At 63.3% G+C, this 26,761-nt stretch carries 26 protein-coding genes; 9 read left to right on the top strand and 17 right to left on the bottom strand.

Translation table 11 applies throughout. The features are described 5' to 3' along the window. Nucleotides 1–84: 84 nt before the first annotated feature. From TRP66_RS00200 to TRP66_RS00180, 5 genes are all read left to right on the top strand, one after another. Nucleotides 85–726 (top strand): urea carboxylase-associated family protein, encoded by a 642-nt coding sequence (locus tag TRP66_RS00200; RefSeq protein WP_333399306.1) that lies wholly within the window; start codon nucleotides 85–87, stop codon nucleotides 724–726. After that, nucleotides 723–1,529 carry an amino acid ABC transporter ATP-binding protein gene (locus TRP66_RS00195; RefSeq protein ID WP_333399305.1) on the top strand — a complete coding sequence of 269 codons (807 nt, stop codon included), beginning with the start codon at nucleotides 723–725 and terminating at the stop codon, nucleotides 1,527–1,529. Before TRP66_RS00200 ends, TRP66_RS00195 begins: the two co-directional genes overlap by 4 nt. Then, on the top strand, nucleotides 1,526–2,182 hold the full coding sequence (locus tag TRP66_RS00190) for an amino acid ABC transporter permease (protein WP_333399304.1): 657 nt from the start codon (nucleotides 1,526–1,528) through the stop codon (nucleotides 2,180–2,182). The genes TRP66_RS00195 and TRP66_RS00190 overlap by 4 nt, the downstream gene beginning before the upstream one ends. A gap of 39 nt (nucleotides 2,183–2,221) precedes the next feature. Next, nucleotides 2,222–3,016 carry a transporter substrate-binding domain-containing protein gene (locus TRP66_RS00185; protein WP_333399303.1) on the top strand — a complete coding sequence of 265 codons (795 nt, stop codon included), beginning with the start codon at nucleotides 2,222–2,224 and terminating at the stop codon, nucleotides 3,014–3,016. Nucleotides 3,017–3,154: 138 nt separating this feature from the next. Further along, nucleotides 3,155–3,868 carry a GntR family transcriptional regulator gene (locus TRP66_RS00180; protein WP_333399302.1) on the top strand — a complete coding sequence of 238 codons (714 nt, stop codon included), beginning with the start codon at nucleotides 3,155–3,157 and terminating at the stop codon, nucleotides 3,866–3,868. A 4-nt stretch (nucleotides 3,869–3,872) separates the two neighbouring features. Here the strand turns inward: TRP66_RS00180 and TRP66_RS00175 are convergent, their stop codons facing one another. The 11 genes from TRP66_RS00175 to TRP66_RS00125 all read right to left on the bottom strand — a co-directional run bounded on the left by TRP66_RS00175 (nucleotide 3,873) and on the right by TRP66_RS00125 (nucleotide 17,211). Further along, a complete protein-coding gene (locus tag TRP66_RS00175; RefSeq protein ID WP_333399301.1) occupies nucleotides 3,873–5,144 on the bottom strand; it encodes a Zn-dependent hydrolase in 1,272 nt (423 codons plus the stop codon). Next, nucleotides 5,144–6,364: a pyridoxal phosphate-dependent aminotransferase gene (locus tag TRP66_RS00170; protein ID WP_333399300.1), complete on the bottom strand. Its 1,221-nt coding sequence runs from the start codon at nucleotides 6,362–6,364 to the stop codon at nucleotides 5,144–5,146. The genes TRP66_RS00175 and TRP66_RS00170 overlap by 1 nt, the downstream gene beginning before the upstream one ends. A 72-nt stretch (nucleotides 6,365–6,436) precedes the next feature. Further along, complete coding sequence (locus TRP66_RS00165) at nucleotides 6,437–7,684, bottom strand: D-amino acid dehydrogenase (RefSeq protein ID WP_333399299.1); 1,248 nt, start codon at nucleotides 7,682–7,684, stop codon at nucleotides 6,437–6,439. Between the two features lie 34 nt (nucleotides 7,685–7,718). Beyond that, nucleotides 7,719–9,173: an N-acyl-D-amino-acid deacylase family protein gene (locus TRP66_RS00160; protein ID WP_333399298.1), complete on the bottom strand. Its 1,455-nt coding sequence runs from the start codon at nucleotides 9,171–9,173 to the stop codon at nucleotides 7,719–7,721. Then, on the bottom strand, nucleotides 9,170–10,819 hold the full coding sequence (locus TRP66_RS00155) for an ABC transporter ATP-binding protein (protein WP_333399297.1): 1,650 nt from the start codon (nucleotides 10,817–10,819) through the stop codon (nucleotides 9,170–9,172). The genes TRP66_RS00160 and TRP66_RS00155 overlap by 4 nt, the downstream gene beginning before the upstream one ends. Beyond that, on the bottom strand, nucleotides 10,816–11,691 hold the full coding sequence (locus tag TRP66_RS00150) for an ABC transporter permease (RefSeq protein ID WP_333399296.1): 876 nt from the start codon (nucleotides 11,689–11,691) through the stop codon (nucleotides 10,816–10,818). Before TRP66_RS00150 ends, TRP66_RS00155 begins: the two co-directional genes overlap by 4 nt. 8 nt (nucleotides 11,692–11,699) lie before the next feature. Beyond that, nucleotides 11,700–12,641, bottom strand: coding sequence for an ABC transporter permease (locus TRP66_RS00145; RefSeq protein WP_333399295.1), 942 nt, complete (start codon nucleotides 12,639–12,641; stop codon nucleotides 11,700–11,702). Between the two features lie 21 nt (nucleotides 12,642–12,662). Further along, on the bottom strand, nucleotides 12,663–14,261 hold the full coding sequence (locus TRP66_RS00140; protein ID WP_333399294.1) for an ABC transporter substrate-binding protein: 1,599 nt from the start codon (nucleotides 14,259–14,261) through the stop codon (nucleotides 12,663–12,665). A gap of 121 nt (nucleotides 14,262–14,382) precedes the next feature. After that, nucleotides 14,383–15,237, bottom strand: coding sequence for a D-amino-acid transaminase (locus tag TRP66_RS00135; protein ID WP_333399293.1), 855 nt, complete (start codon nucleotides 15,235–15,237; stop codon nucleotides 14,383–14,385). A gap of 15 nt (nucleotides 15,238–15,252) precedes the next feature. Then, nucleotides 15,253–16,176: an N-carbamoyl-D-amino-acid hydrolase gene (locus TRP66_RS00130; RefSeq protein ID WP_333399292.1), complete on the bottom strand. Its 924-nt coding sequence runs from the start codon at nucleotides 16,174–16,176 to the stop codon at nucleotides 15,253–15,255. A 114-nt stretch (nucleotides 16,177–16,290) separates the two neighbouring features. After that, nucleotides 16,291–17,211: a LysR family transcriptional regulator gene (locus TRP66_RS00125; RefSeq protein WP_333399291.1), complete on the bottom strand. Its 921-nt coding sequence runs from the start codon at nucleotides 17,209–17,211 to the stop codon at nucleotides 16,291–16,293. Between the two features lie 173 nt (nucleotides 17,212–17,384). Between TRP66_RS00125 and TRP66_RS00120 the strand changes: the two genes are divergently transcribed. Then, on the top strand, nucleotides 17,385–18,284 hold the full coding sequence (locus TRP66_RS00120; protein WP_333399290.1) for an AEC family transporter: 900 nt from the start codon (nucleotides 17,385–17,387) through the stop codon (nucleotides 18,282–18,284). A gap of 17 nt (nucleotides 18,285–18,301) precedes the next feature. Here the strand turns inward: TRP66_RS00120 and TRP66_RS00115 are convergent, their stop codons facing one another. From TRP66_RS00115 to TRP66_RS00095, 5 genes are all read right to left on the bottom strand, one after another. Next, nucleotides 18,302–18,457, bottom strand: a complete 156-nt coding sequence (locus TRP66_RS00115) for a hypothetical protein (RefSeq protein WP_333399894.1) — start codon at nucleotides 18,455–18,457, stop codon at nucleotides 18,302–18,304. 80 nt (nucleotides 18,458–18,537) lie between these two features. Beyond that, complete coding sequence (locus tag TRP66_RS00110) at nucleotides 18,538–18,852, bottom strand: hypothetical protein (RefSeq protein ID WP_333399289.1); 315 nt, start codon at nucleotides 18,850–18,852, stop codon at nucleotides 18,538–18,540. A 26-nt stretch (nucleotides 18,853–18,878) separates the two neighbouring features. Beyond that, entirely contained in the window at nucleotides 18,879–19,724 is an 846-nt protein-coding gene (locus TRP66_RS00105) for an MBL fold metallo-hydrolase (protein ID WP_333399288.1), read from the bottom strand. Between the two features lie 77 nt (nucleotides 19,725–19,801). Next, nucleotides 19,802–20,854, bottom strand: a complete 1,053-nt coding sequence (locus TRP66_RS00100; RefSeq protein WP_333399287.1) for a M20/M25/M40 family metallo-hydrolase — start codon at nucleotides 20,852–20,854, stop codon at nucleotides 19,802–19,804. Between the two features lie 144 nt (nucleotides 20,855–20,998). After that, complete coding sequence (locus TRP66_RS00095) at nucleotides 20,999–21,904, bottom strand: LysR family transcriptional regulator (RefSeq protein WP_333399286.1); 906 nt, start codon at nucleotides 21,902–21,904, stop codon at nucleotides 20,999–21,001. Nucleotides 21,905–22,022: 118 nt separating this feature from the next. Here TRP66_RS00095 and TRP66_RS00090 point away from each other — a divergent pair, with 118 nt between their 5' ends. The 3 genes from TRP66_RS00090 (at nucleotide 22,023) to yghX (ending at nucleotide 25,386) form a co-directional block, all read left to right on the top strand. Beyond that, a complete protein-coding gene (locus TRP66_RS00090) occupies nucleotides 22,023–22,961 on the top strand; it encodes a 2-hydroxyacid dehydrogenase (protein WP_333399285.1) in 939 nt (312 codons plus the stop codon). Between the two features lie 68 nt (nucleotides 22,962–23,029). Beyond that, nucleotides 23,030–24,403, top strand: a complete 1,374-nt coding sequence (locus TRP66_RS00085; RefSeq protein WP_333399284.1) for an MFS transporter — start codon at nucleotides 23,030–23,032, stop codon at nucleotides 24,401–24,403. Nucleotides 24,404–24,495: 92 nt separating this feature from the next. After that, entirely contained in the window at nucleotides 24,496–25,386 is an 891-nt protein-coding gene (gene yghX / locus TRP66_RS00080) for a YghX family hydrolase (protein WP_333399283.1), read from the top strand. 598 nt (nucleotides 25,387–25,984) lie between these two features. On the opposite strand, the gene TRP66_RS00075 is transcribed toward yghX, so the two are convergent. Then, nucleotides 25,985–26,722 carry an SDR family oxidoreductase gene (locus tag TRP66_RS00075; RefSeq protein ID WP_333399282.1) on the bottom strand — a complete coding sequence of 246 codons (738 nt, stop codon included), beginning with the start codon at nucleotides 26,720–26,722 and terminating at the stop codon, nucleotides 25,985–25,987. Between the last annotated feature and the right edge of the window lie 39 nt (nucleotides 26,723–26,761).

The raw sequence follows: 26,761 nt of genomic DNA, 5'->3' as shown, positions 1-26,761 counted from the left end.
CATTTACATTGCATTCCGTTGGTATACCCGAAATCTACCAGAACGATGCGCGCTCTGCGAAGAGTTCCAGCCAGGAGAAACAAAATGACCGGTTACGCAACTGACGCAGATGCCCGACAGATTCTCGAAGCCACGCGTGGCGCTGCCATCAAGCTGTGCAAGGGCGAGGCCATCAGCGTGATCAACCTGCACGGCAATCAGGTAGTGGATGCCTGGGCGGTCAATGTCCACGACACCACTGAATGCATCGCCCTGGAACATACCCGCTCGATCAACAGCCACATCTTCGTGGAACCGGGCATGGCGATCGTCAGCAATCTTCGCCGGCCGATGCTGCGCCTGATCGAGGACACCTCTCCTGGCCGTCATGACACCCTGCTCTGCCCCTGCAACGCTGCGATCTACGAGCAACTCGGCTGCACCGAGTACCACCGCAATTGCACCGACAACTTCCATGAAGCACTCGCCAAACATGGCGTGAGCTGCAGTTACACCCCTGCATCGCTCAACCTGTTCATGCCTGTGCCGGTCAACGAAGACGGCGGCGTGCAGCGCACGCCGCCCCGCTCAAAGCCAGGCGACTACGTGACCCTGCTGGCGGAAATGGACGTATGGGTGGTGCTGTCGGCCTGCCCGCAGGACATCACGCCGATCAATGGCAAAGGATGCCAGCCCAGCGACGTGGCCTGGCAGGTCCATCCCGTGGCCGGCGAGACCGAACGATGAGCACCGCCGCCCAACCGATGCTGCGCATCAAGGAATTGAGCAAGAGTTATGGCGACCTGCATGTGCTCAAGGATGTGGCGCTGGACGTGTATCCGGGCGAGGTGGTCGCCATCATCGGCGCGAGTGGTTCGGGCAAGAGCACCTTTCTGCGCTGCCTGAATGTGATGGAGATGCCACAGCACGGCTTCATGCAGTTCCAGGAGTTCTCTTTCGATTTCCGCGACGGCGCCCGCGCGCAACCGACCACCGAACAGTTGCGCTCGCTGCGCGCCCAGATCGGCATGGTGTTCCAGAGCTATAACCTGTGGCCGCACAAGACGGTGCTGCAGAACGTCATCGAAGCGCCCATGCGCGTATTGAAAATCCCCAAGGCCCAGGCCATCGCCGAAGCCGAAGCGCTATTGGGCAAGGTCGGGCTGTTCGACAAGCGTGACCAGTATCCCGGCAAGCTGTCCGGCGGCCAGCAGCAACGGGTCGCCATTGCCCGCGCGTTGGCGATGAAACCCAAGGTCATGTTGTTCGACGAAGCCACCTCTGCGCTGGACCCCGAATTGGTCGGCGAGGTCCTGGCGCTGATCGCGTCGCTGGCCGCAGAAGGCATGACCATGCTGCTGGTGACCCACGAAATCGCCTTCGCCCGAGAAGTGTCGACCCGCGTGCTGTATTTCGACCAGGGCCGCATCGCCGAGGATGGCCCGCCCGCCGAGGTGCTGCGCAACCCCCGCAACGAGCGTCTGCGCCAGTTTCTCCAGCGCATTCTGCACGAGGACATCACCTCTCAAGCCGTGGAGCCTCAGGTATGAGCCAGCTGTACAACGACATCGTCCTTTATGGGCCGGGATTTCTCGAAGCGGCGTGGCTGGTGCTGGGCATCACCGTTTCCACCATTGCCTTGAGCTGGGTGTTCGGTTTGCTGGCCGTGCTCGCCAAACGTTCGGAGTTCTTGCCGCTGCGCGCCGTCGGCAGCTTCTACGTCTGGTTCATTCGCGGCACGCCTGCGCTGATTCAGGTGTTCATCATTTACTTCGGTCTGCCGCAGATCGGGCTCAATCCTTCACCTTTCATGGCCGGGGTGATTGCTCTGGGCCTGAACAGCGGCGCTTACGTGGCCGAGATCATCCGTTCGGGGCTGATGGCGATTCCCAGGGGTCAGTTCGAATCGTCCCAGGCGCTGGGCATGAGCCATCAGGAAACCATGGGGCGCATCGTGCTGCCACAGGTGTTCCGCATCATTCTGCCGCCGCTGACCAACGAGGCCATCGCGGCGCTCAAGAACACTTCGCTGCTTTCGACCATCACCGTCGTCGACCTGACGCTTTATGCCCAGACCATCATCTCCGCCACATTCCGCCCGTTCCAGTTCTTCATCGCCACCGCGCTGATCTATCTGGTGCTGACCACCCTGCTGACCCAACTGGCGTCCTGGATGGAACGTCGCCAGCTGCGCCTGAGCTGACCCTTTATCAACGGCCTTCATCACCTGCGAGTAACCGCCATGAACTTCAAACGTATCGTCCAAGCGTTCGCCCTGCTGTCGGCCCTGTCCGTCGGCGCTCAGGCCACAGCCGCCGAAGAACTGGAGCTGCTCAAGCCCGGCCAGTTGAAGGTCGCCACCCTGGGCACCTTCCCGCCGTTCACCATGCGCAGCCCCAATGGTCAGCTCGACGGTCTGGAAATCCGGGTCATGAAAGAGATCGCCAAGCGACTGAACCTGGAATACGCACCCGTGCTGGTGCAGTGGGACTCGCTGCTGGTGGCGCTGGAAGCCAACCAGTTCGACGTCAGCACCGCCGCCATGGACATCACGCCGGCCCGGCAGAAACAGATCATTTTCTCGGACGGCTGGATCGAGTCCGGGGCGCGTATCCTCACGCCGCCCGAGTCGCCGATCAAATCGGCCGCCGACCTCAAGGGCAAGCGCGTCGGCACTCAGGTGTCGTCCACCTACGCGGTCCTGGCCGAAGAGCATGGTGCGATGGTCAAGAGCTACAAGTCCGAAGCCGACACCATTCAGGATCTGGCGAACAAGAACGTCGATGCAGTCATCACCGATTCCATTACTGGCGCCTACCTGATCAAGCATGTCGGATTGCCGATTGCCATGACCGACGATTACGTGAGCCACATTCAAAAAGGTTTCGCGTTCAAGAAAGGCAAGCCGCATCTGGTGGCAGCCGTGAACAAGGCGCTGGCCGATATGAAGGCCGACGGCACTTACGCGGCGCTGACCACCGATCTGATCGGTTATGACCCGGCGCCCGAGGACCCGGTCCGCTCCCTGCCCCAGTGACGATCCCCGGGCGCTGCGGCGCCCGCTGATCCCGGCTATCGCCCGGGCGGCGACACAGCGTAAAATCCGCCGCAGTCTCCGGCGGCCTCTCTGACTGCCGCCTCCCTATTGTCTGATACACCCTGGCGTGAGTGACTTATGGAACCGATCAAATCCACGGCCGAGTTTCTCGGCGAGCGGGAACAGAACCTCAGTGCCAAGGCCTATGACGCGATACTGCAGATGCTGATCCGTCGCGAACTGCCGCCCAGCACTGTCCTGCAGGAACGCAGGCTCGCCGAGCTGTTGAACATCTCCCGCACGCCGGTTCGCGATGCGCTGACGCGCCTTGAAAACGAAGGGCTGGTCAGCCGGGCAGCCGGTCGTACCCTGGTCGTGCGGCAGTTCTCGATCCGCGAACTGGTGGAAACCCTGCATGTGCGGCGCACCCTGGAGGCCGAAGCGGCGCGTCTGGCCGCGGGGCGGGTGCCGGCCGCCGAACTCGACGACCTGGAAGCCAGCGTGCGCCGGCTGCTCGAAGCCGAAGTGCCGAACGCCGAGGAAGACTGGCTGGTGGACAGCCAGCTGCATCAGATGGTCTCGCATTACAGCGGCAACCTGCTGCTCAACCAGTACATCGAAACCCTGCGGCTCAAGACCCGCATGTTCAACCTGAGCGTGGCCCCCGAACGTTTCGAGAGCGCCCACCAGGAACACCTGGCCATTGTGCAGGCCTTGAAGGTCGGTTATCACGAGCATCTGGCGATCATTGCCGCCTTGCGCGCGGGTGATGCGGAACAAGCCCAGAAAGCCGCCGCCGCGCATATCGACAGCGTGCGTCAAGGGATCATCAACCGGTTCAGCGCGCTCTGAAGCCTTACCCCGCGCGCTTCGCCAGCGCCACGCCCAGCACCTGAACGGCGCTGCGGAAGTCCTGCATATCCATCGCTTCGTCGGGGTTATGGCTGCCGTTGGCATTACGGATGAACAGCATCGCAGTGTCGATGCCCTGCCCCGCAAACAGCGCCGCGTCGTGACCCGCGCCGCTGGGCATCGACAGCGTTTGTACGCCGGCCTCGCCAGCCGCCTCGCCCAACAGGTCGACCACTTCGGCGGACATCACGCCCGCTGTGCTCCCGGTGCGCTCCCCCAGCTCGAAGCTTACTCCCGATTGCGTCGAGATCTCGCCCAGAGCTGCCTGCAAGTGCTCGTCCATCAGCGCCAGGGTCGATGGCTTCCGGGAACGCAGGTCGATGCAGAAATTCACCTCACCGGCGACCTTGCTGAAATCTGCCTGGACCGGATCGGTCCAGAACTGCCCTACGGTCACGGTTAGCTCATGCCCGGCCCGCTCCAGATCGGCCCATATCGCTTGCATGGCAATCACCAGCCGACTGACCGCGACCACTGCGTCGCGCCGATGGGTGCGGGGCGTTGCGCCGGAGTGCGCGTAACAGCCGGTCGCCCTCGCTTTGCGATAGCGCAGACTGCCGCAGATGCCGCTGACAATGCCCAGCGGAACACCGGCTTCGATCAACACCGGTCCCTGTTCGATGTGAACCTCAATGAAGCTGTCGACGCGCGCCGGCAGCAGCGCCGCCGTGCCACCAGCGACGGCCTCGGGGTCACCGCCGCATTCCCGCAGATGCTCGCCAAGAGTCCGCCCGGAATCGGCGCGGCGTGCGTCGAGCGCCTCGGGGGGCAGCAAGCCGAAAGCGGCCTTGCTGCCGACGTACGAAACCGGAAACCAGGCGCTTTCCTCGGCGCGAACCGCCATGACGGTTACGTCGTGCCGGGGCTGATGGCCGGCTCGGCGCCAGCCGCTGAGCACCGCCAGCCCGGCGACCACGCCAGCCGCACCGTCGTAATTGCCGCCACGGGGCACCGAATCCAGGTGCGAGCCGGTCATGACCACGCCGGTATTCCGGATGGCGCCGGGCAGCGTCATATACAGGTTCAGCGCGGCATCGACGCTGACCAGCAAGCCTGCTTCTTCGGCGCAGCGTCGAAACAACTGGTGGGCGCGTTGCTCGCCCGGTCCATAACTGTCGCGGGTGATTCCCACGCCGTCGAAGCTCAGGGCGTGCAAATCGGCGAACAGCCGGTCGGCCAGCGCCCAGTCCGCTTCCGGGACTTTGCGGGCATTCATCAGCGCAACGCCCTGCACGCATCGACAATCAGCGCGCAGGCGTTCGCCAGCTGTTCATCGCTCACGCTATAGGACACCCTGAAATACGGGGGCAGACCGAAAGCGGTGCCCGGCACCACGGCTACCCCCGCCTCTTCCAGCAGGTAGCCGCATACATCGACGTCCGATTCGATGAGCTGTCCTTGCGCGGTTTTCTTCCCGATCAGCGCGCCACATTCCACGTACAGATAGAAGGAAGCCGGTGGGCATTCGACCTTGAGCAGCGGGCGGGCCTCGGCGAACACGCTCAACGCATGGTCGCGGCGCTTGCGCAGTTGCCGGCACCAGTCGGCGATGAAATCCTGCGGGCCGTTCAACGCCGCGACCGCCCCGGCCTGGCTGATGGACGACGGGTTATTCGTGCTCTGCGACTGCAACAGCTCGATGCCCTTGATAAGCCACGCCGGCCCGCCGGCGAAGCCCAGACGCCAGCCGGTCATGGCGTGGCTCTTGGAGACACCATTGATGGTCAGTGTGCGCTCGAAGTACTCCGGCACGGCCTGGGCGAACGAGGCAAAGCGGCCGTCGAAGACGATGTGTTCATAGATGTCGTCCGACATCACTAGCACCCGTGGGTATCGCTGGAGAACGGCGGCCAGGGCCCGAAGCTCTTCGGCGCTGTACAGCGCGCCGGACGGGTTGCCCGGTGAATTGAGCAGCAGCCAGCGAGTATTGGGTGTCAGTGCCGCGGCCAGGGTTTCGGGAGTGAGCTTGAATCCATCGGCCGCGCCGGGCGTGACCGCGACCGGCTCGGCCCCGGCCAGCAGCACCATTTCCGGATAGGAGACCCAATAGGGCGCGGCGAAGACCACTTCATCGCCCGGTTCCAGCGTCGCCAGCAGCGCATTGAAAATGATCTGCTTGGCGCCGGTAGAAGCGATCACCTGGTCAGGCGTGTACTCCAGGCCGTTGTCGCGCTGGAACTTGGCGATGATTGCCTGTTTGAGGGCCGCGGTGCCCGCGACGCTGGTGTAGCGCGTATCCCCTTGCCGCATCGCGTCTATCGCCGCTTGCTGAATGTGCTCGGGGGTATCGAAATCCAGTTCGCCGGTGCTCAGGCTGATGACCTTGCGGCCCTCCTGCGCCAGGCGGCGAGCCGCTTCAGCGACGGCTGCGGTGGAAGACGGACGAATACGGGATACGGCTTTGGACAGTCTCGGTTCGGACGACGCAGCAGGCATGGCAACGGCTCTCGATTTCGGTGAATACTGATGGTATACCAACGGAATACGATTCACCTACTGTTGATTCATTCAGCGCAGCCGAAACGGCGCCGGGTCAATCGGCGCTGGCTGATCCGTCATCTGCGCCGTCAGCAGTGCCGCGCAGCCGGGCGCCAGTGTAAAGCCCAAGGCACCCTGCCCGGCATTCAGCCAGAGATTGTCGAAGCCATCCGCCCTGCCAATAATCGGCTTGCTGTCCGCCGTGCTGGGGCGCAGCCCGGCCCAGGCGCTGGCCTGGGCGAGATCCAGCTGTGGGAATACCTCGGTCACCTGCTGTTTGAGCAGAGCGATGCGGGTCGGGTCGACATCGGCGCGGTCCACGCCCATGTCGACCATGGCTGCAATGCGCAGTCGATTGCCCAGCGGCGCATAGACCACCTTACGCGCAGCATCGGTGACACTCAGCTGCGGCGCCCGCATGGACCGGTCCATGGCAACGCTCAGGCTATAACCACGCAAGCCGTAGAGCGGCAAGGCAATACCCAGCGGCTTGAGCAGTCGCACGCTGAACATTCCGGCGGCGACCACCACTGCGTCCGCCGCGATGTCGCCTTGGGAGCTGCGCACCGCCACCACGCGTCGCCGCTCCTTGACCAACGCCTGAACTTCAGTACCGAGCGCGAGCCGCACGTTTGGCATCTGCCCGAGTAGTTGCCGGATGCCCTGACAGAAGCGCAGGCAATCACCCGTAGCCTCGCCGGGGGTGTAGACCCCGCCGGCCAGTTGCCCGCCCATGCCGGACAAGGTCGGCTCCAGCGCCAGGCATTGCCTGGTGTCAAGCATGCGCTGGTCGGCGCCCAGCGCGCGTTGCCATTCCACCATGGGCATTGCGCCATCTAGCGCGGCCGGGTCCCGATACACCACCAGCTTGCCGGTCCGGGTCAGCTCGAATTCCAGTGGATGCTCGCTCAGCAAGCTGTCCAGCGCGTCACGGCTCAAGTAGGACAGGCTCAACATCTCGCCAATGGTGCGCTGCACCATGGCCCGGTTGCAGGCGCGCAGAAAGCGCAGGCACCAGCGCCACTGGACCGGGTCCATGCGCGGCCGGAAGCGCAACGGGGAGTCCGCGCGCAACAGCCATTGCGGCAGCTTGCCGATCACTTCGGGACCGGCCAACGGGGTGACATAGTCATAGCTGAGCTGAGCGCCATTGGCGAAGCTGGTTTCCTGGGCGACCTCCGCATGCCGATCCACCAGCGTGACCTGCAATCCCTGTCTGGCCAGATACCAGGCGCTGGTAAGCCCCACAACGCCCGCGCCTATCACGACTACCTGCACAGTCCTCTCCCTTTATCGGTTGTGTGATCGCTATTCATGCCGAAGGCTGACCCGCGTTCGACCGGCGCTTGAGCAAACGGCCCTGACGCTGGCGTAGCTGCCCGTCCTGATAGCCGATCACGCCGTTGACCACCACCAGATCGATACCCGGCGCCTGTCGGCACGGATCGCTGTAGGTCGCGACGTCCTGAATGCGCTCCATGTCGACCAGGGTCAGATCGGCAAAAGCGCCTTCGCGCAGCACGCCACGATCGTGCAGCCGGAAACGCTGGGCCGAGAGACCGGTCATCTTGCGCACCGCTTCGGGCAGGTCGAACAGCTTCAGGTCCCGGCAGTAATGGGCCAGGACCCGCGGAAAAGTGCCCCATAGCCGGGGATGCGGATTAGGATCGCTGGGCAGACCATCGGACCCGACCATCGACAACGGGTGGGCAAGAATCTGGCGCACGTCGTCCTCGCTCATCATGTGATAGATGGCACCCGCCGGCCGCAGGCGCTCGGTAGCCTGCCATTGGTCCACGCCCCACTGTTCGGCAATGGCCGCCAGGGTCTGGCGGGCCATCTCGGGATGGGGATCGGACCAGGTGATATAAATCTCCATCTGACCATCGACCCGCCAGGCGTCCAGCGTGGTGGAACTGGCGGAGTATGGATAACAGTCGCAGTTGCACGACTGCCGGGCGGCGGCCTGTTCCAGTGCGTCCAGCGCCAGCGGCGCGCGGCCCCAATTACCGGCCCCGGCACATTTGAGATGGGAGATCACCAGGTCGGCGCCGGCGTTGCGGGCCGTGCTGAAGGATTCTTCAAGAGAGTCCAGCAGGCCGTCATGCTCGTTGCGCATGTGCGTGGTATAGAGCGCGCCGTGGCGGCCGACCACATCCACCAGCCGTTGCACCTCCTCGGTCGGCGCCTGCCGGGCATTGGTGTAGGCAAGGCCGGTACTGAGGCCGATGGCACCGGCATCCAGAGCGCGCTCCAGGGTATCGGCCATGGCTTGCAACTCCGTTTCTTCGGCCGGCCGGTCAAAGCGATCCATGACGTTGGCGCGCAGCGCGGTATGGCCGATCAGCGCCGCGACATTCACGCTGGGCGTCGCCTGCTCCACCGCAGCGGCATAGGCCTCGAAGCTGGGGTAAACGAACGCTTCCCGGTCGCCCAGCAGGTTCATGGGGTCCGGCGGCACGCCCGGCAGGGTTACGGGGGAAGCGCTGATCCCGCAGTTGCCGACGATGACGGTAGTGACGCCCTGGGAAATCTTGGCCAGCATCTCAGGCGAGCGAATCACATGGGTGTCGTCGTGGGTATGCACATCGATGAAGCCCGGCATCAGGCAGCGACCGTGGCCGTCTATGACCTGGTGAGCGGCCTGCCCGGCCAGGTCGCCGATGGCGACGATGCGGTCGCCGCGGGTGCCCAGGTCCGCGACATAAGGCGGCGCGCCCGTGCCGTCGACGATGGTCACGCCCAGAAACAATAGATCGAAACTCATGGGGAAATCCTCTGGCCTGTACTGAAGTTCCAGCCTTTACCGGGAACCGCATCCATCAACTGTCGGGTGTAGGTTTGCCGGGGGTCGGCCAGAACCTGCCCGGCCGGGCCGTACTCGACGACCTGCCCGCGCTGCATCACCAGCACGTCGTCGCACACTTGCGCGGCGACCCGCAGGTCATGGGTGATGAACAGGATAGCCACGCCGGTACGCTGCTGGATGTCATCGAGCAGTTGCAGCACTTGCGCCTGAACCGAAACGTCCAGCGCCGAGACGGCTTCGTCGGCCACGATCACATCCGGCTCCATCGCCAAGGCCCGGGCAATGGCGATGCGCTGCCGCTGCCCCCCGGAAAACTGGTGCGGATAGCGGTCGATGGCGTCGGCAGGCAGTCCGACCAGTTCGAGCAGTTGCTGGCCGCGTTCCCAGGCCTGGGCGAAGGGCACGCCATGATTCATCGGCCCTTCGATCAGACTCTTGCCAATGCTCATGCGCGGGTTCAGCGAGCGATTGGGGTCCTGGAAGATCATCTGAATGCGTTTGCGGTGGGGCTTGAGCCCGGCTGCCGACAACTCGGAAATATCCTTGCCGGTGACCCGGACCGCGCCCTGGGTCGGCGCCAGCAAGCGCATCACGCAGCGCGCCACCGTGGACTTGCCCGAGCCGCTTTCGCCGACGATTCCCAAGGTCCGCCCGCGCCTGAGGCTGAACGACACCGCCTGCACCGCATGGGTGCCGGCGCGGCGCTTGCCCAGCCAGGGCCAGCTGCCGCCCGCGGGCGGATAGACCTTGCTCAGTTCGCTCACGTCCAGCACCACGCGCGCCCCGACTGCCTCGTCGCGCGCGGCGCGTGGCTTGAGATCCGGCACGGCGGCCAGCAAGGCGCGGGTGTAATCCTGTTGGGGGCGCGACAGAACTGCTTCGACCGTCCCGGACTCGACGACCTGGCCCTGACGCATCACGCATACGCGGTCGGCAATGTCCACGACCACGCCCATGTCATGGGTGATGAACAACACGGCGGTACCGTGCTTGTGCTGGAGTTCGCGAATCAGCTTGAGAATCTGCTGTTGCGTGGTGACGTCCAGCGCAGTGGTCGGTTCGTCGGCGATCAGCAGGCGCGGTTCCAGGACCAAGGCCATGGCGATCATGATCCGCTGACGCTGGCCGCCGCTGAGCTGGTGCGGGTAGGCATCATGAACCCGCTCGATATCGGGCAGATGTACCTGCGCCAGGGCATTCATCACCTGGGCGCGACGCTCGGCAGCGCCCAGCCCGGTATGGGTCTGCAACACCTCGTCGATCTGCCGGCCGACGGTCAGCACCGGGTTGAGCGCGGTCATGGGTTCCTGGAAGATCATCGCCATCCGGCTGCCGCGCAGCGCCTTGAGCCGCCCGGCACTGACCCGCAGCACATCTTCGCCACCGAGCAGAATCCTGCCGCCGGTAACATTCAGGGCGTTACCCGGCAACAGGCCGAGGGTCGCCAGCGAGGTCACGGATTTGCCGGAACCGCTCTCGCCCACCAGGCACAGGGTTTCGCCGGGGGCAATCTCGAACGAAACATTCTGCAGGATCGCCCGCCCCTCGGCGGTCGCCACGCTCAGGTTGTCGACACACAGCGTCTGGGAGATCAATGCGTTCATGACGCACTCCTTTTTTTCATGCGAGGATCCAGCGCATCGCGCGCGGCGTCGCCGAGCAGATTGATCGACAGGATGCACAGTGACAACGCCAGGCCCGCCCAGAGCACCAGCGACGGTTTGAGCTGAAAGTACACCCGGCCCTCGGAAATGATGTTGCCCCAGGTGGGGATTTCGGTGCCGATGCCCGCCCCGAGAAATGACAGGATCGCCTCGGTCAAAATCGCCGAGGCGCAGATATAGGTGCCTTGCACGATCAGCGGCGCCAGAGTGCCCGGCATCAGATGCCGGGTCAGAATCCGCAGGGTCGAGGTGCCGGACAGCACTGCGGCTTCGACGAACGGCTCCTCCCGGGTCGACAGCACTCGTGAACGCACCAGCCGCACAACCTGGGGAATTTCCGGGATCATGATTGCAACCATTACGGTCCAGATCCCCGCGCTGCTCAGCGACACGATGGCAATCGCCAGAAGAATGCCGGGAATCGCCATCAGGCCATCCATCACGCGCATCAACAAGGCGTCCAGACGCCGGAAATAGCCGGCCAACAGCCCCAGCGGCAGTCCGATCAGGATGCTCAGCACCGTCACGCCCAGCCCAACGGTCAGGGATATGCGCGCGCCATAGACGATCCGCGAATACAGGTCGCGGCCGTAGGCATCGGTGCCCAGCCAGAATTCCGCGCTCGGCGGCTTGAGCCGCGCCGCGGGCGCCAGGGCGACCGGGTCATGGTGGGCCAGCCAGGGCGCGAAGATCGCCATGCACAGGATCATCACGAGCACCAGCAGCGCCAGCGTCGAGGTGAGCGGCATGCGCGGCAGCCGCAGCCAGCGCTGTCGGGGTCCGGGGACGGTCAGTGAAACCGGTTCGTTCATGCCGGGCCTCAGTAGCGAATGCGTGGATCGCTGATCGCGTACGACAGATCGATCAGCAGGTTGATGACGACATAGACGCCGCTGGTCAGCAGAATCATGCCCTGAATCACCGGATAGTCGCGGGCCAGCACGGCGTCGACGATCAGCCGGCCCAGCCCCGGAATGTTGAACACGCTTTCGGTGACCACGACGCCGGAAATCATCAGCGCGAAGCCGGTGCCGATCACTGTCAGAATGGGAATCATCGCGTTGCGCAGCGCGTGCCGAAACAGCACGTGTGTTTCGGCCAGGCCCTTGGCCCGGGCGGTGCGGATGTAGTCCTCGCCCAGCACTTCGAGCATGCTGGCCCGGGTCATGCGCGCCACCAGCGCGACGTACACCGTCGACAGCGTCAGCGCCGGAAGCACGATGCGCTGGGCGAATGGCCCGATGCCGTCGCCGATGCTGCGAAAGCCCTGCACCGGCAGCCATTTGAGCTCCAGGGCGAAGACCGTGATCAGCACGTAGCCGATCACGAACACAGGCACGGAAAAGCCCAGCACCGAACTGGACATCACCAGATTGTCGATCCAGCTGCCATGCTTCCAGGCCGCCAGCACGCCAAGCGGCACCGAAATCAGCACGGTAAACAGGATGGCCACCAGCGCCAGACTCAAAGTGGGTTCCACACGCTGACCGATCATGCCCAGCACCGGGGTGTGGGCCATCAGCGACATGCTGAAATCGCCTTGCAGCAACTGCCAGATCCACACGAAGAACTGGCGGTACAACGGCTGATTCAGCCCCAGGCTTTCACGAATCGCGGCCAGTTGCTCGGGGCTGGCCATGTCGCCGGCGATGATCGCCGCCGGGTCGCCCGGCGACAGGCGCAGCAGCAGGAACACGAAGAGCGCGACTACCAGCATGACCGGAACGGCCGCCAGCACCCGGCGAAAGAAATAACCCAGCATGGACATCTCCGCAGGCAGGCGTCAGTCGGCTTTCTCGACGTTCCAGAAGACTGTCGAGGGTCCGGTCATCAGGTGGCTGATGCGGCTGTTCCAGGCCGCGACGTCGTAGTACTGTCCCAACGGGATGTAGGCAACCTGCTCCATGGCACGCTTCTGGATGTCCACGGCAATCGCCTTCTGCTGCGCGGGCTCGGTGGCGGTCGCGAAATCGACGCGCAGCTGGTTGATGACAGGATCGGTCGGCCAGCCGAACCAGGCGCCTTTCTGCCCATTTCCGTCAAGCATCGGGTTGACCACCGGGTTCCAGATGGTTTCGGCGTTCCAGTAGGTGAAGAACAGGTTCCAGCCGCCTTCGGCCGGCGTTTTCTGGCTGGCGCGGCGCGACACCAGAGTCTGCCAGTCCATGGGTTGCAGGTCGACCTTGAAACCTGCCTTGCGCAGGGCCTGTGCCGCCACCACCGGTTGCGGCGCCTGGCTGGGAACGTCGGTCGGTTGCATGATCACCACCGGCGTGCCGTCGTAGCCGGCTTTCTTGAGCAAGGCACGGGCCTGTTCCAGATCGCCGCCATGGGTCAGGGACTCGCCCCCCGCTTCGGTTTCCAGCACGGTGCCGCAGCCGAATACCGAGGCGCATTGCTTGAAGTACTCCGGGTTGCCCACCAGCGCGTCCAGAACATCTTTCTGGTTCATCGCCAGCAAGGCGGCACGGCGGATTTCGGGGTTATCGAACGGTGGATAGAGAAAGTTCATGCGCCCGCCGGTCATCAGCCCCAGCTTGCCCAGCACGCCCGACTTCAAGCGTTCGTCCGACTCGACCATCGGCAACAGGTCCACGGGCACCTGTTCGATGAAGTCGATATCGCCGGACGACAGCGCATTCAGCGCGGTCATCCGGTCCGGCATGTTGAGCCATTCCACGCGGTCGACCTTGACCACCTTGCCACCGGCCGTGCCACTGGCCGGCTCGGCGCGAGGCACGTACTGCTTGAATTTCTCGTATACCACGCGGTTGCCCGGATCGAACTCGCTGGCGACGAAAACGTAGGGCCCGGAGCCGGTGTAATCGCTGATGGTCTGGCCGTCGGCAATGTTCGCCACCCGTTCCGGCATCATGAACGCCGCCACCGACGACGGCTTGGCGAGCAATTCCAGGACATAGCCGAAAGGGCTCGACAGCGTCAGAGTGATGGTCTTGTCGTCGCTGGCGACGATCCCGGCGGTGTATTTCATCATCAACTGCCCGCCCACGTCGAAACGCGCCCAGCGCTTGAGCGACGCCACGCAGTCAGCTGCGGTCACCGGCTTGCCGTCATGCCAGAGCAGCCCGTCACGCAATTTGAAGGTGTAGGTGAGTCCGTCGGGCGAGATCGTCCAGTCGGCCATTTGCGGCCTGGGCACAAAATGCTCGTCCATGCCGATCAGCGTGTCATAGATCATGTACGCATGGTTGCGGGTGATCTGCGCGGTGGTCGAGATCGGATCGAGGACCCGCAGCGACGAAGACATCACAGCGTGCAGCGTTTTCTCGGCCGCGAACGCCATGGGGGCGTTGAGCGCGACAGCAAGACCCAGGGGCATCAGCAGACGAGCGATTGGTGTTCGGAACAGACGTGAGTTCATGCGCAACAGTCCTTGCAAGTGGCCAGGTGGGGTGTTGGCAGTCAGCTGTGAAGCGTAAAAAAGCGGGTCGCGGGCCCGGCGTTTCTCTGAACGCCTGGGCCTTGTGCGCGCGAGGTTTTCGCTAGAGCGCAACCTGTCGGGCGTGCTCGATATAGAGTTCGCGCAAGCGGCGGGTCAGCGGACCCGGAGCACCGTCGCCGATCGCCTGGCCGTCCAGCGTTACCACGGGGTACACGAAGGAAGTCGACGAGGTGATGAACGCCTCGGCGGCCTGCGCGGCTTCTTCGAGGGTGAATGGTCGTTCTTCGAGGCGCAGATTCTGTTCCCTGACCAGCGAAATCAGCGCGCCCCGGGTGATGCCGGGCAATAGCGCAGGCGAAAGCCCGCGTGTCACCACCGCCCCGTCATGGGTGATGATGAAGGCATTGTTGGAGGTGCCTTCGGTCACTTGTCCGTCCTTCACCAGCCAGGCGTCGTCGGCGCCTTGCGCTTTCGCCTGCTCCTTGGCCATGCACGCATAGAGCAGCTGAGTGGTCTTGATATCGCTGCGTCCCCAACGCAAGTCCGGCAGCCCGATGATGTTCATGCCGCGTCTGGCGAGCGGGCTTTCCAGCACGACCTTGGCCTGGGTGTAGAGCACGATGGTCAAGGGACTGCCGCTGGCCGGAAACAGAAAGTTGCGGTCCTCGACCCCACGGGTGATCTGCAAGTACACCAGCCCTTCCTGCAGGTCGTTGCGGGCGATCAGTTCGCGATGAATCGCCAGCAAGGCGTCGCGGTCCAGTGGCGCGTCGAGTGCCATGGCGTCGAGCGAGCGCGCCAGACGCGCCATGTGCAGATCGAAGTCCACCAGCTTGCCATCCAGCACGGCGGTCACTTCATAAATGCCGTCGGCGAACATGAAGCCACGGTCGAAGACCGAGATCTTCGCCTGGTCTTCCGGAACAAAGCTTCCGTTGAGGTATAGGGTGCGCATGAGCACGACTCCAGGTCAGGGGCGTTCGACGCCGGTCTGGCGGGTGATGATGCCGTAATGTTCGATGCGTCGATGACGGGCGAAATCGAAGATCGTGGTCTTGCCGAAGTTGCACATATCCATATCGCAGGCATGCACGATCAGCTCGTCGCCCTGCCCCACGGCTCGGGCAACGACGAAGCCGTTCGGATCGACGATGACGCTGCCGCCCATCAACGGGAAACCGTCCTCGACCCCGGCCTTGGCGACGCCGACCACCCAGGTTGCGTTCTGGTAGGCACCGGCCTGCATGCACAACTCCGAGTGAAACAGGCGGTGCTCTTCACCTTCGCCCCGGTTCTGGGAGTTGATCGACGGCGTGTTGTAGCCCAGGGTGATCAGTTCGACGCCCTGCAGGCCCATCACCCGATAGGTTTCGGGCCAGCGTCGGTCGTTGCAGATGCACATGCCCATCACCGCGCCATGTGTTTCCCAGGTGGGAAAACCTAGGTCGCCCGGCTCGAAGTAACGTTTTTCCAGATGCTGGAAATCCCGCTCGGTGTCGAATTCGACATGACCGGGCAAGTGCACCTTGCGGTATTTGCCAACGATATTGCCCTGGCGGTCGGTCAGGATCGCAGTATTGAAATGTCGGCCTTCCGGGGTCAGCTCCGCGTAGCCAAACGAAATGGCAATGCCGTGCTCGCGGGAGTAGTCGAACAATGGCTGGGTCGCATTACTTGGCATCTCACGCTCGAACCAGGTGTCGACTTCGGCCTGATCGGTCATGTACCAGCGCGGGAAGAAAGTTGTCAGCGCCAGCTCGGGAAACACCACCAGCTGGCAGCCTCGCTCACGAGCCTGTTCCAGCAATGCCAGCATGCGCTGCACGACCGACGCTCTGGATTCGCTTTTCTGAATGGCGCCCAGCTGCGCGCCGCCGATGATGAGTTCCCGCATGCTGATGTCTTCCCCAAGTCCGGCCAGGTGCCAGTGCCCCTGCTGTCCCGGTCATTGTGGAAGGTCGGTCGACCGCTGTCGTATGCGAATACGTCGGCGCTCATTAACCTGGTGTTAATCGCTGTTCAGCAACTTGAATCCGTTATCGGCCAAGGTACTGCGCAACTGCTCGACAAAGCCCTGGGCAAACTGTGCCAGCGGTTCGCGACGCAAATGCACCAGGCTTACCGTCAGGCGTTCTTCTTGCAGAATCGGCAACACCGCCATGCGCTCGGCGCCGGAAGCCCCGTAGGAAATTTCGTCGACGACCGAAAAGCCTGCACCGTTCTTGACCAGAGCACAGGCATGGTGCGGCGAATCGACATGGATATCCGGCCGGTACGGCAACGCCACGCGTTCGAACGCCGGCTTCACGAAACCGCAGAACGGCGTTTCGGCGGGGTAACCAATGAACGGCGTCTCGGCCAGCGCCTGGGGCAGCTCGTGCGTCGAGAGCCTGGTCAGGTCATGGTCGACCGGGCACACCACCAGTACCCGGATATCGCTGACCGGCACGGCTCGCAGGTTCGGGTGATCGATGGGAAACAGGGAAATGCCAAGGTCGGCCTGCAGGTCCAGCAAGCGATCGCGCAGTGAGACGTGACGCAGGCATTCCAGGCTGACGCGGATATCGCTGTTGGCGCGCCGGAACGCCGCGATGGCGTCAGGGACCAGCTGATGACCCAGGCTCGGGCTGCTCATGATGCGCAGCACGCCGTGGCGTTGCTGAACCAGATCGTGCAGGGTCGTATTGACCCGCTGGATGTCGCGATACACCGATTCGACGTCGCCGAACAGCCGTCTGGCCTCGGGCGACGGGTATAGCCGGCCCTTGATGCGCTCGAACAACTGGAACCCGATCCGGAGCTCGGTGTGGGACAGCATGCGGCTCACCGCAGGCTGGGAAACCAGCAGCAACTGCGCGGCGCCACTGATGGAACCGGTGATCATCACCGCTCGGAACACTTCGATCTGCCGCAGATTCAACGACTGCACTGCGCTTGCCCTCCTGCGATTCGTGGTCAAGACCCCACAGACCTTAACCTGGTGTTATCGACCTATAGCAAGCGCTAAGCAATTTATGTGCCAGTGTAGAAATTTCTGCAAGATTAGACTGACAATTCGTGAAACAGACAGTAATAATGCGCGCACTTTCAAGGAGGCGCGCCGTGTCTGTTCCGCAAATCATCTTGCCGATCTTCCTGCTGATCATCATTGGTTATGTATTGGCCCGACGCGGCGTGCTGAGCGCTGAACCCCGCAAGGCGCTGACTGACCTGGCCTTCAAACTGTTCATGCCCATGGTGCTGTTCACCGGCATGGTCAACGCGCCGTTGCATGACGGGCTGGACCTGACCGTGCTGGTCGTCTACTTCGTGCCGGCCTTGATCGTCTTCGCGGTGGTGAATCTGGCGACTCATCGCTTCATCGGTCGTCCGACCCCTTTTGGACTGACAGCGGCCTTCGGCAATAACGCTTTGATGGGCATTCCCATCGTCGCCGGGCTGTTCGGCCCCAGCGGGCTAGTCCTGCTGTTTACGGTACTGGCGGTGCACAGCTTGCTGCTGTTCAGCTTTCAAAGCCTGTACAACAGCTTCGCCGGCAGCGAGCCGTTCAAGCCCTCGACGCTGGTCGGCAGTCTTGCCAATCCGATGATTGTAGGTCTGCTGTTGGGCGTGGGCGTAAATCTGAGCGGGCTGGCTCTGCCCGGCTGGAGCCTGCAACTGGCGAACTGGCTGGCCCAGGCTGCGTTGCCCTGTGCGTTGATCGTGCTGGGGGCCAATCTTTCGGGTTACCGGCTGACACCCAGCGCGTACGCCATCGGCATCACCGTCGCCAAGCTGGTCGCTTTGCCGGTGCTGGTTCTGGTGGCCTGCCTGATGACCGGCCTGAGCGGGATGCCACGTGCAGTGCTGGTGCTGATGGCTGCCAACCCCAGTGGCGTCAACGTCCTGGGGTTCGCGCGTTCGACCGAAGACAGCCAGAAGACCAGCTCGGCGATCTGCCTGACCACGATCCTGTCAGCGGCGACGCTGCCGCTATGGATGTGGATCAACAACCATATCTGAACGACCGGTTCGAGACGTCAGGCGTCCCGGTAACTGTCGTCCGGCATTTCTTCGTCATCCTCGGCCTGCTCACGGATTTGCTCCGGATTGGCAGGTTTTGCCGGGTCATTGATGAAAGGCACGCGGTTCGGCCCCTTCTCTTCGTTGCCTTCGGTCTCACTGATCATGGTCATGATCTCCTGTGGTCGTTGATAGAGGATTCACAGGATTCGAGTAGCGCTGGAGACGATCGTTCAGGCCGGTCGCGTCAGGATCAATCGATGATAATCTCGACTTGATGGACCCGGATCACCAGTTCCTTCTGCTTGAAACGTGCCTCAAGCCCAGCCTTGTAGTCAGACCACCAGCCTCGGTCGAGGGCCTGACTCATGACCTCGTAAATCACAATGTCATCCTGTTGCCGGTTATCACCGTCGTCCTGCCACACCCCTTTGGCGGGGCTGCGGGTAAAGGCGGTCAGGCCGCCGTATTGTTCGGTCAGTTCATGGCGAACCTGTTCGAACAGTTTCGAAGGCTGTCGCTGGCCCTGGTTGTCGGCCAACGGCAGAAAGATCTCTATCAAGTGCATGCGAGTACTCCTTGAATCTCACAGGTTCAGGGCCGGACCACCGCGCTGCCGCGCGCCATCTCCAGTTCCTTGACGTCATGGCTGCAGAACATTCGCAGTTTGAAATCCGCGGCCATCGACAAGACCCGGAGCCGGTTCTGGTTGGCCATTCTCTGCCGATGATCGTGGTCCATCATGCGCTGGTAGAACCGCAGGCCGGGCGTGCAGCGGCGTGTCGCCTCGCCCACTTCGCCGCGGTAGAAATACGCATCGCCAGCGTGCAGCAGCCAGCCATCCGCTGTGCGCACGGCAATGCCCGCATGCCCGGCGGTATGCCCCTGCAGCGGGACCAGCAGAATGTCGTCGTCGCTGCCGCCGCGCAGCGTGCGAACGGCATCGAACCCCTGCCACTTCTCACCGTCGGGCGCATAGAACGCCCAGTTCGTGACGCCCTCCCACTGCCGGGCGCGAAACCGCCGGGTGTCGCGCCATCCTGCGGCGTTCGCGGCGGCGTCCATCTCGGAGCGCATGACGTGGACCAGCGCGCCGGGAAAATCCTCCAGGCCGCCGGCATGATCGAAGTCCAGGTGGGTCAGCACGATATGGCGCACATCATCGGGCCGGAAACCCAGCGCGCGTATCTGCGCCAGGGCGGTATAGCGATGCTCCAGACGGATGTTGTTGAAGTATCGAAAGAACCGGCTCAGGCGCTGCTCGGGATGTTCGACGTCGCGAATGCCGAAGCCGGTGTCCACTAGCACCAGGCCGTCGGCATCGGTTTCGATCAACAGGCAGTGGCAGGTCAGATGAGCCGTCAGGCCCCGGCTGAAACCGTCGAACAGTGCTCCGCCGACCGGACACATGCAGCCGCAGTCCAGATGATGTACGCGCATCGCAGTCGCTCCGCTGGAATTCATAGCTACCGACTGTCATCGGCCTTTATCGATCCGGCAGAGCGACCGGCGGCGCGCTATCGATCGCTTCCAGCCAGCAGATACTGCGTCAGGGCAGCGGCGCAAGCGCCGATCGCGTCATTGAGCACTATTTCGTAGCCGTGGGTGTTCTCCGTGGGGATGGCAATGCAGCCAGTCCGCCCCAGCACGCCGGCGCTGAGGATCGCGCTGGCGTCCGAAGCGAAATCGATGGGCAAGGCCACCTGCGGCTCGAAACCAGCCTGGCGCGTCGCCGCGATCAAATCGTCCGTCACTGCCCGGGTGTAATGCCCTTTCTCGTCGCCGGCGATGACGATGGGATTGACCGACAGCTCTGTGCCGTACTCGGCGGCGGTAGGCCCGACCTCGACGGCAATCGCTGTCCGGCAAGGCAGATGGCGCGCGGCGAACAGCGCGCCAGCGTTGGTTTCCTCCTCCATGGTGGTAAACGCGAGATACACGTCCCCGGCCAGTTCGGCCTTGCGGGACGCCAGCGCCTGGGCCGCCCTCAGGACAGCGGCAATGGGCGCGCGGTCGTCGAGAAAATGCGCGGCGGTCGCGTCCACCAGGGCGAACGGCTTGCGCCAGTGCTGGCTCATCACCACTCGTGTGCCGGGGCGGACGCCGGCCTTGGCGAGCTCTTCACGGGACCGACGCGTCACCACATGGACGTCTTCCCAATGCACGTTGCCACTCTGCACGTCCGCGCCCTGCCGTGTGCGCGCGGTGCAATGCATGCTGCCGAACGACAGCACGCCGGGGCAGGCCTGCGTATCGCCAAGGATATCGACCGGGCACATGCCGAAATTGACCGGATTGATGCCGCCCAGCGCAGTCACTTGAAGCGTGCCGTCGTCGTTGATGAGCTGCACGGCCATGGCGATTTCGTCCAGATGGGCCATGACCAGCGTCGCCGGGCCGGCGTCCGGGCGTGACGACTCGATCAGTCCGATGAGATTGCCCGCATCGTCTGCCCAGATCTTGTCACAGTGCTTTTCCACCTCGGCCCGGCAGATCTTGCGAACTTCATCTTCCTCACCGCCAGGGCCACGGGCGTAGAGCAGGCGTTCCAGGAGCGATACCTCGGTCATGCGATACCTCATGCGACGGTAGAGATAAAGCTGTGACCGGATTGTGGCGGGTTCATTCAGACGGGTTGTGCAAACACCCCATCCCGCCGTAGGAGCCAGCTTGCTGGCGATAGGCCCCAAGAGCGATCGCCACCAAGGTGGCTCCTACAGGTCTAAAGAGCGGTCGCGCTGGAGAAAATAACCCCAGGCCATCTCCAAGAACGGCCCGAGCGCCGGGTTGTCGTTATCCTTGCGCGTCGCCATGTAGATCTCCGCCCGTGGGCTGGCATCGCGCAGGGGTCGGAACTGCAAGTGATCCGGATACAGATCCCGCGACGCCTCCGGCACGATCGCAACGCCTAGCCCCGCGCGCACCAGCCCCAGCACCGAATGCGTCTGCCCCAGATGGTGCAGATAACGCGGCGAAACCCCGGCGATGGCGAACAGGCCGACGATGCAGTCGTAAAAATACCGACCCTCATCCGGGGAATACATGATGAACGGCTGCTGATCCAGATCGCGGATCGCCACGTCGGTTTGCAACGCCAGCGGATGACGCTCGCTCATGGCGACCATCAGGGGCTCGCTGCACACCAGCCGGTAATCCAGACCGGCACCCGATACCGCGCGACGCACGAATCCGATGTCGATCATGCTGGCGGCAAGCGCTTCCATCTGCGCGCCGGACACCATCTCCAGCAACTCCACACCCACATTGGGCAAAGCCCGCGCCGCGTGTTCCAAAAGGCCGGGAATCAGGCTGTAGCCGCTGACCGCCGTAAAACCCAAGAGCAACTGTCCCGTCTCGCCACGGGCCAGGCGCCGCGCCGAAGCGCCCGCCTGATCGGTGTAGGTCAACACATGGCGGGCGTCACGCAGGAAATGCTGGCCGGCAAGGGTCAGCCGGACCTGGCGATTGCTGCGATCGAACAACTCCACCCCCAGAGAACGCTCCAGCAACTGAATCTGCCGGCTCAAGGGTGGCTGGGTCATGAACAGGCGTTTGGCGGCGCGGCCGAAGTGCAATTCCTCGGCGACCGTGACGAAGCAACGAAGTTGGTGGAGCTCCACGATTCAATTCTTGTATGGACCGATTCAGTAACAATGTTAGACCGGTATCGATGTATTTCCTACTCTAGCCCCATCGACAAGCCTGCTTGATAGAACAATCACAATTTAGGAAGGCCCAATGAGCATCGATATTCTTCTGACCCAACCCGTTCCCGCTCCCATCGACCAGCGTCTGCAAGCGCTGTACATCGTTCACCGTCTTTATGAAATGCCTGATCAGGATGCCTTCCTGAGCCGCCATGGCGCCTCCATTCGGGCCGTGGTCACCGGCGGGGCCAAGGGCTTGAGTAACTCGATCATGGATCGCTTGCCGGCGCTGCAAGTGATCGCCATCAGTGGCATCGGTACCGACGCAGTGGACCTCAAGCATGCGGCGCGCCGTGGCGTGCAGGTCACCACCACTCCGGGCGTGCTGACCGACGATGTGGCCGACATGGGCATGGGGCTGCTGATCATGACCCTGCGCGACCTCGCCACTGGCGAGCGCATCGTGCGTTCCGGCCAATGGGGCGCGGTGGCGCAGCCGCTGGCGCGCAAGGTCACCGGCATCAAGCTGGGCATCGTCGGTCTGGGTCGGGTGGGACACGCCATCGCCCGTCGTGCTCAGGCATTCAATATGTCGATTCTCTACACCGACCTGCACGAACAGCCCGCAAGCGGCTACACCTTTTTTGCCGATCTGATCGATCTGGCGCGTGAATGTGACGTGCTGATGCTGGCCGCTTCCGCCGATCACGGTCAGACGATCATCACCGCGCCGGTGTTGCAGGCGCTCGGCCCGCAGGGTTACCTGATCAACGTGGCACGCGGCAAGCTGGTGGACGAGCCGGCGCTGATCTCTGCCCTGAGTTCCCGGACCATCGCCGGCGCCGGGCTCGACGTCTTTGTCGACGAACCCAACGTGCCGCTGGCCTTGCGCGCCCTGAACAATGTGGTACTGCAACCGCACCGCGCCAGCGCCACCGAGCAGACCCGCCTGGAAATGGGCGAAATCGTGCTCGCCAACCTGGAGGCCTGTTTCGCTGGCGCCCCGCTGCCGACCGCCGTCGCCTGCTGACCCGTTCCGACTCCTGTTCCGACTCTTCCAACAATAAAGCCTTCCCATGAGGAAGGCCGGAGAACGCCATGAACGCCAAGACTGCTTCAATGGCCGTGCCTGTCGCCGACACCCGCGTCGGCCGGCACCGCTTCGTCATCCTCGGACTGATTTTCGTCGTCACTGTGCTCAACTACGCCGACCGCGCCACCATGTCTATCGCCGGCACCGGCGTGGTCAAGGACCTGGGGCTGGACCCGGTGATGCTCGGCATGATTTTCTCGGCCTTTGCCTGGGCCTATGCGCTGGGTCAGGTACCCGGCGGCTGGCTGCTGGACAAGTTCGGCGCGCGTCGCGTCTACGGTTGCAGCCTGTTGCTGTGGTCGATCTTCACCATGCTCCAGGGCACCGTCGGCTGGATGGGTCTGGCAGGCGCCAGCGCCGCCATTGCGCTGTTCGCCATGCGCTTCATGCTGGGGCTGGTGGAGTCGCCAGCGTTTCCGGCCAACAACCGCATCGTGTCCTGCTGGTTCCCGACTCGCGAGCGCGGCACCGCGTCAGCACTGTTCAACTCGGCGCAATACATGGCGGTCGTGGTCTTCGCGCCGTTGATGGCCTGGCTGACCCACGCCTGGGGCTGGGAACATGTGTTCCTGTGGGTGGGCGCACTCGGCGTCGTCGCGACTTTCTTCTGGTTCGCCCTGTACCGCGACCCGCTGAGCGCGCCGCGCCTGGGTGAAGCCGAACTCAAGCTGATGCGCGAAGGTGGCGCGCTGGTGGACCTGGAGTCCGAGCGCAAGTCCAATAAACCCAAGACCCAGTGGCGTGAAGTCAAGCAGCTGTTCACCAGCCGCACGCTGTGGGCGATTTACCTGGGTCAGTACTGCATCACCGCCCTCACCTACTTCTTCATCACCTGGTTCCCGATCTACCTGATCAAGGGCCGCGGCATGACCATCATGGAAGCCGGCTGGGTTGCGGCGCTGCCGGCGATTTGCGGCTTCTCGGGCGGCGTGCTGGGCGGAATGGTGTCCGACTATCTGATCCGCAAGGGCGTGCATCCGTCCCGGGCGCGCAAGACGCCGTTCGTGGTCGGCATGGGTCTGGCCTCTACACTGGTGGCTGCCAACTTCGTCGACGCCAACTGGATGGTGATCGCGCTGATGGCGCTGGCCTTCTTCGGCAAGGGACTGGCCGCCGTGGGCTGGGCCGTGCTGTCCGATACCGCGCCCAAAGGCATGGTCGGTCTGAGCGGCGGCGTGTTCAACGGCATCGGCAACATCGCCGGCATCGTGACCCCGGTGGTGATCGGCTTCTTCGTCGCTTCGACCGGCTCGTTCAACTCAGCGCTTTGGTTCGTCGCCGCCCACGGTCTGATCGGCATATTCGCCTATCTGGTCCTGGCCGGACGCTTCGAACGAGTGGAGATCGCCCCTGTCGCGCCTGAGCGCAGCGCTCTCTGACAACAGGCACGTCAGGCGCCGGGGGGCAGGAGCAGGCAGATCTGCTTTACTGACCTCCGACGCCTGACCGCCCGATTCAGAGGAGCCGCTCGATGCAACGTCTCACCGCACAGGATTTCCCGCCAGAACTGCTCGAACTGTACGACTTCTACGTACACGGTCATATCAATCGCCGCGAGTTTCTCGACCGTGCCGCCCGGCTGACACTGGGCGGCATTGCCGTCGGCACCCTGGTCGGCGCGCTGCTTCCCGATTACGCGTTGGCCGTGCAAGTGCCTGCCAGCGACCCTGACATTACCGCCGAGTACGTCCACTACCCGTCACCGAACGGACACGGCCAGGTGCGTGGATATCTGGTCCGCCCGGCCAAAGCCACCGGCAAACTGCCGGCTGTGGTCGTCGTTCACGAGAATCGGGGCCTCAATCCCTATATCGAAGACGTGGCCCGGCGCGTTGCCAAGGCCGGCTTCATCGCCCTGGCGCCGGACGGGCTGTCCTCGGTAGGCGGCTATCCCGGTGACGATGACAAGGGCCGCGAATTGCAGCAAGGCGTCGATCCGGAAAAGCTCATGAACGATTTCTTCGCGGCCATCGAATGGCTGATGAAGCATGACGCTTCGACCGGCAAAGTCGGCATCGTCGGCTTCTGCTATGGCGGGGGCGTCGCCAATGCGGCAGCCGTGGCCTATCCAGAACTGGGCGCGGCAGTGTCTTTCTATGGTCGTCAGCCCAGATCCGAGGACGTGCCGCGCATCAAGGCACCGGTGCAGATCCACTATGGAGAACTCGACACCCGAATCAACGAAGGCTGGCCAGCCTACGAGCAGGCGCTCAAGGCCGCCGGCACCCCCTACGAAGCCTTCATCTATGCGGGGGCGAACCACGGATTCCATAACGATTCCACGCCTCGGTATGACGAAGCGGATGCGAAGCTGGCGTGGGACAGGACCATCGGGTGGTTTCGGCGGTATCTCCGAGGCTGAAGCTTGCGCAGGACCTGTAGGAGCCAGCTTGGTGGCGATCAGGGAAACGGCGGCATCCTTGATCGCCAGCAAGCTGGTTCCTACATACCCCGTGGGAGCCAGCTTGCTGGCGATTCGTTCGGCATATCGGCGGCGCCCTTGATCGCCACCAAGGTGGCTCCTACATATCCCGTGGGAGCCAGCTTGCTGGCGATTCGTCTGGCATATCGGCGTCGTCTTGAACCGCCACCAAGGTGGCTCCTAAACACCCCGTGGGAGCCAGCTTGCTGGCGATTCGTTCGGCATATCGGCGGCGCACTTGATCGCCACCAAGGTGGCTCCTACATATCCCGTGGGAGCCAGCTTGCTGGCGATTCGTTGGACATATCGGCGGCGTCTTGAATCGCCACCAAGGTGGCTCCTACACACCCCGTGGGAGCCAGCTTGCTGGCGATTCGTTCGGCATATCGGCGGCGCCCTTGATCGCCACCAAGGTGGCTCCTACATATCCCGTAGGAGCCAGCTTGCTGGCGATTCGTTTGGCATATAGGCGGCGTCTTGAATCGCCACCAAGGTGGCTCCTACATATCCCGTGGGAGCCAGCTTGCTGGCGATCGCCTCAATACGGACTCGCCGTAGGCCGCACCACCAGTTCGCTGACATCCACATCCACCGGCTGCCCGATGGCATACGCAATCGCACGGGCAATGGCCGTGGCCGGGATGGCAATGCGGCGGAATTCGCGCATTTCCTTGCGCCCGCCCTCGTCGGAAATGCTGTCGGCCAGCTCCGATTCCGTCACGCCCGGCGCAATGGTCGTCACCCGGATATCCCCGCCCACTTCCTGACGCAGCCCTTCGGAAATGGCCCGAACCGCGTACTTGGTCGCGCAATAGACAGCCGCCGTGGGACTGACCGCATAGGCACCGATCGACGTGATGTTGATGAACTGCCCCGAACGCCGCGACTGCATGATCGGCAACGCAGCCGCGATGCCATGCAGCACGCCGCGAATATTGACGTCGATCATCCGGTTCCACTCGTCGACTTTCAGCGCGTCGAGCCGGGACAGTGGCATCACGCCCGCATTGTTGACCAGCACATCGATACGCCCATGGGTGGCAACGGTGAAGTCGACGAAAGCCTGGACGTCGGCAGCGTCGGTCACATCCAGCGCGCGGAAGTCCGCAACCCCGCCTGCCTCGCGCAATTCACTGACCAGCGCTTCGAGCCGGTCGGTTCGGCGCGCCCCCAGTACTAGCCGCGCACCTTGCTCCGACAGCAGTCTGGCAGTGGCTTCGCCGATGCCGCTACTGGCGCCGGTGATGGCAATGACCTTGTCCTGGATCGCTTGCATAAAGAGCTCCTGTTTCCGAGAGTGAGGCCCTGTGCCTCA

The organism is Pseudomonas sp. JDS28PS106, assembly GCF_036706555.1.
Classification (GTDB): Bacteria; Pseudomonadota; Gammaproteobacteria; order Pseudomonadales; family Pseudomonadaceae; genus Aquipseudomonas.
Note: the sequence above shows the minus strand (reverse complement) of the source record. Positions and strands in the feature narration are given on the sequence as shown.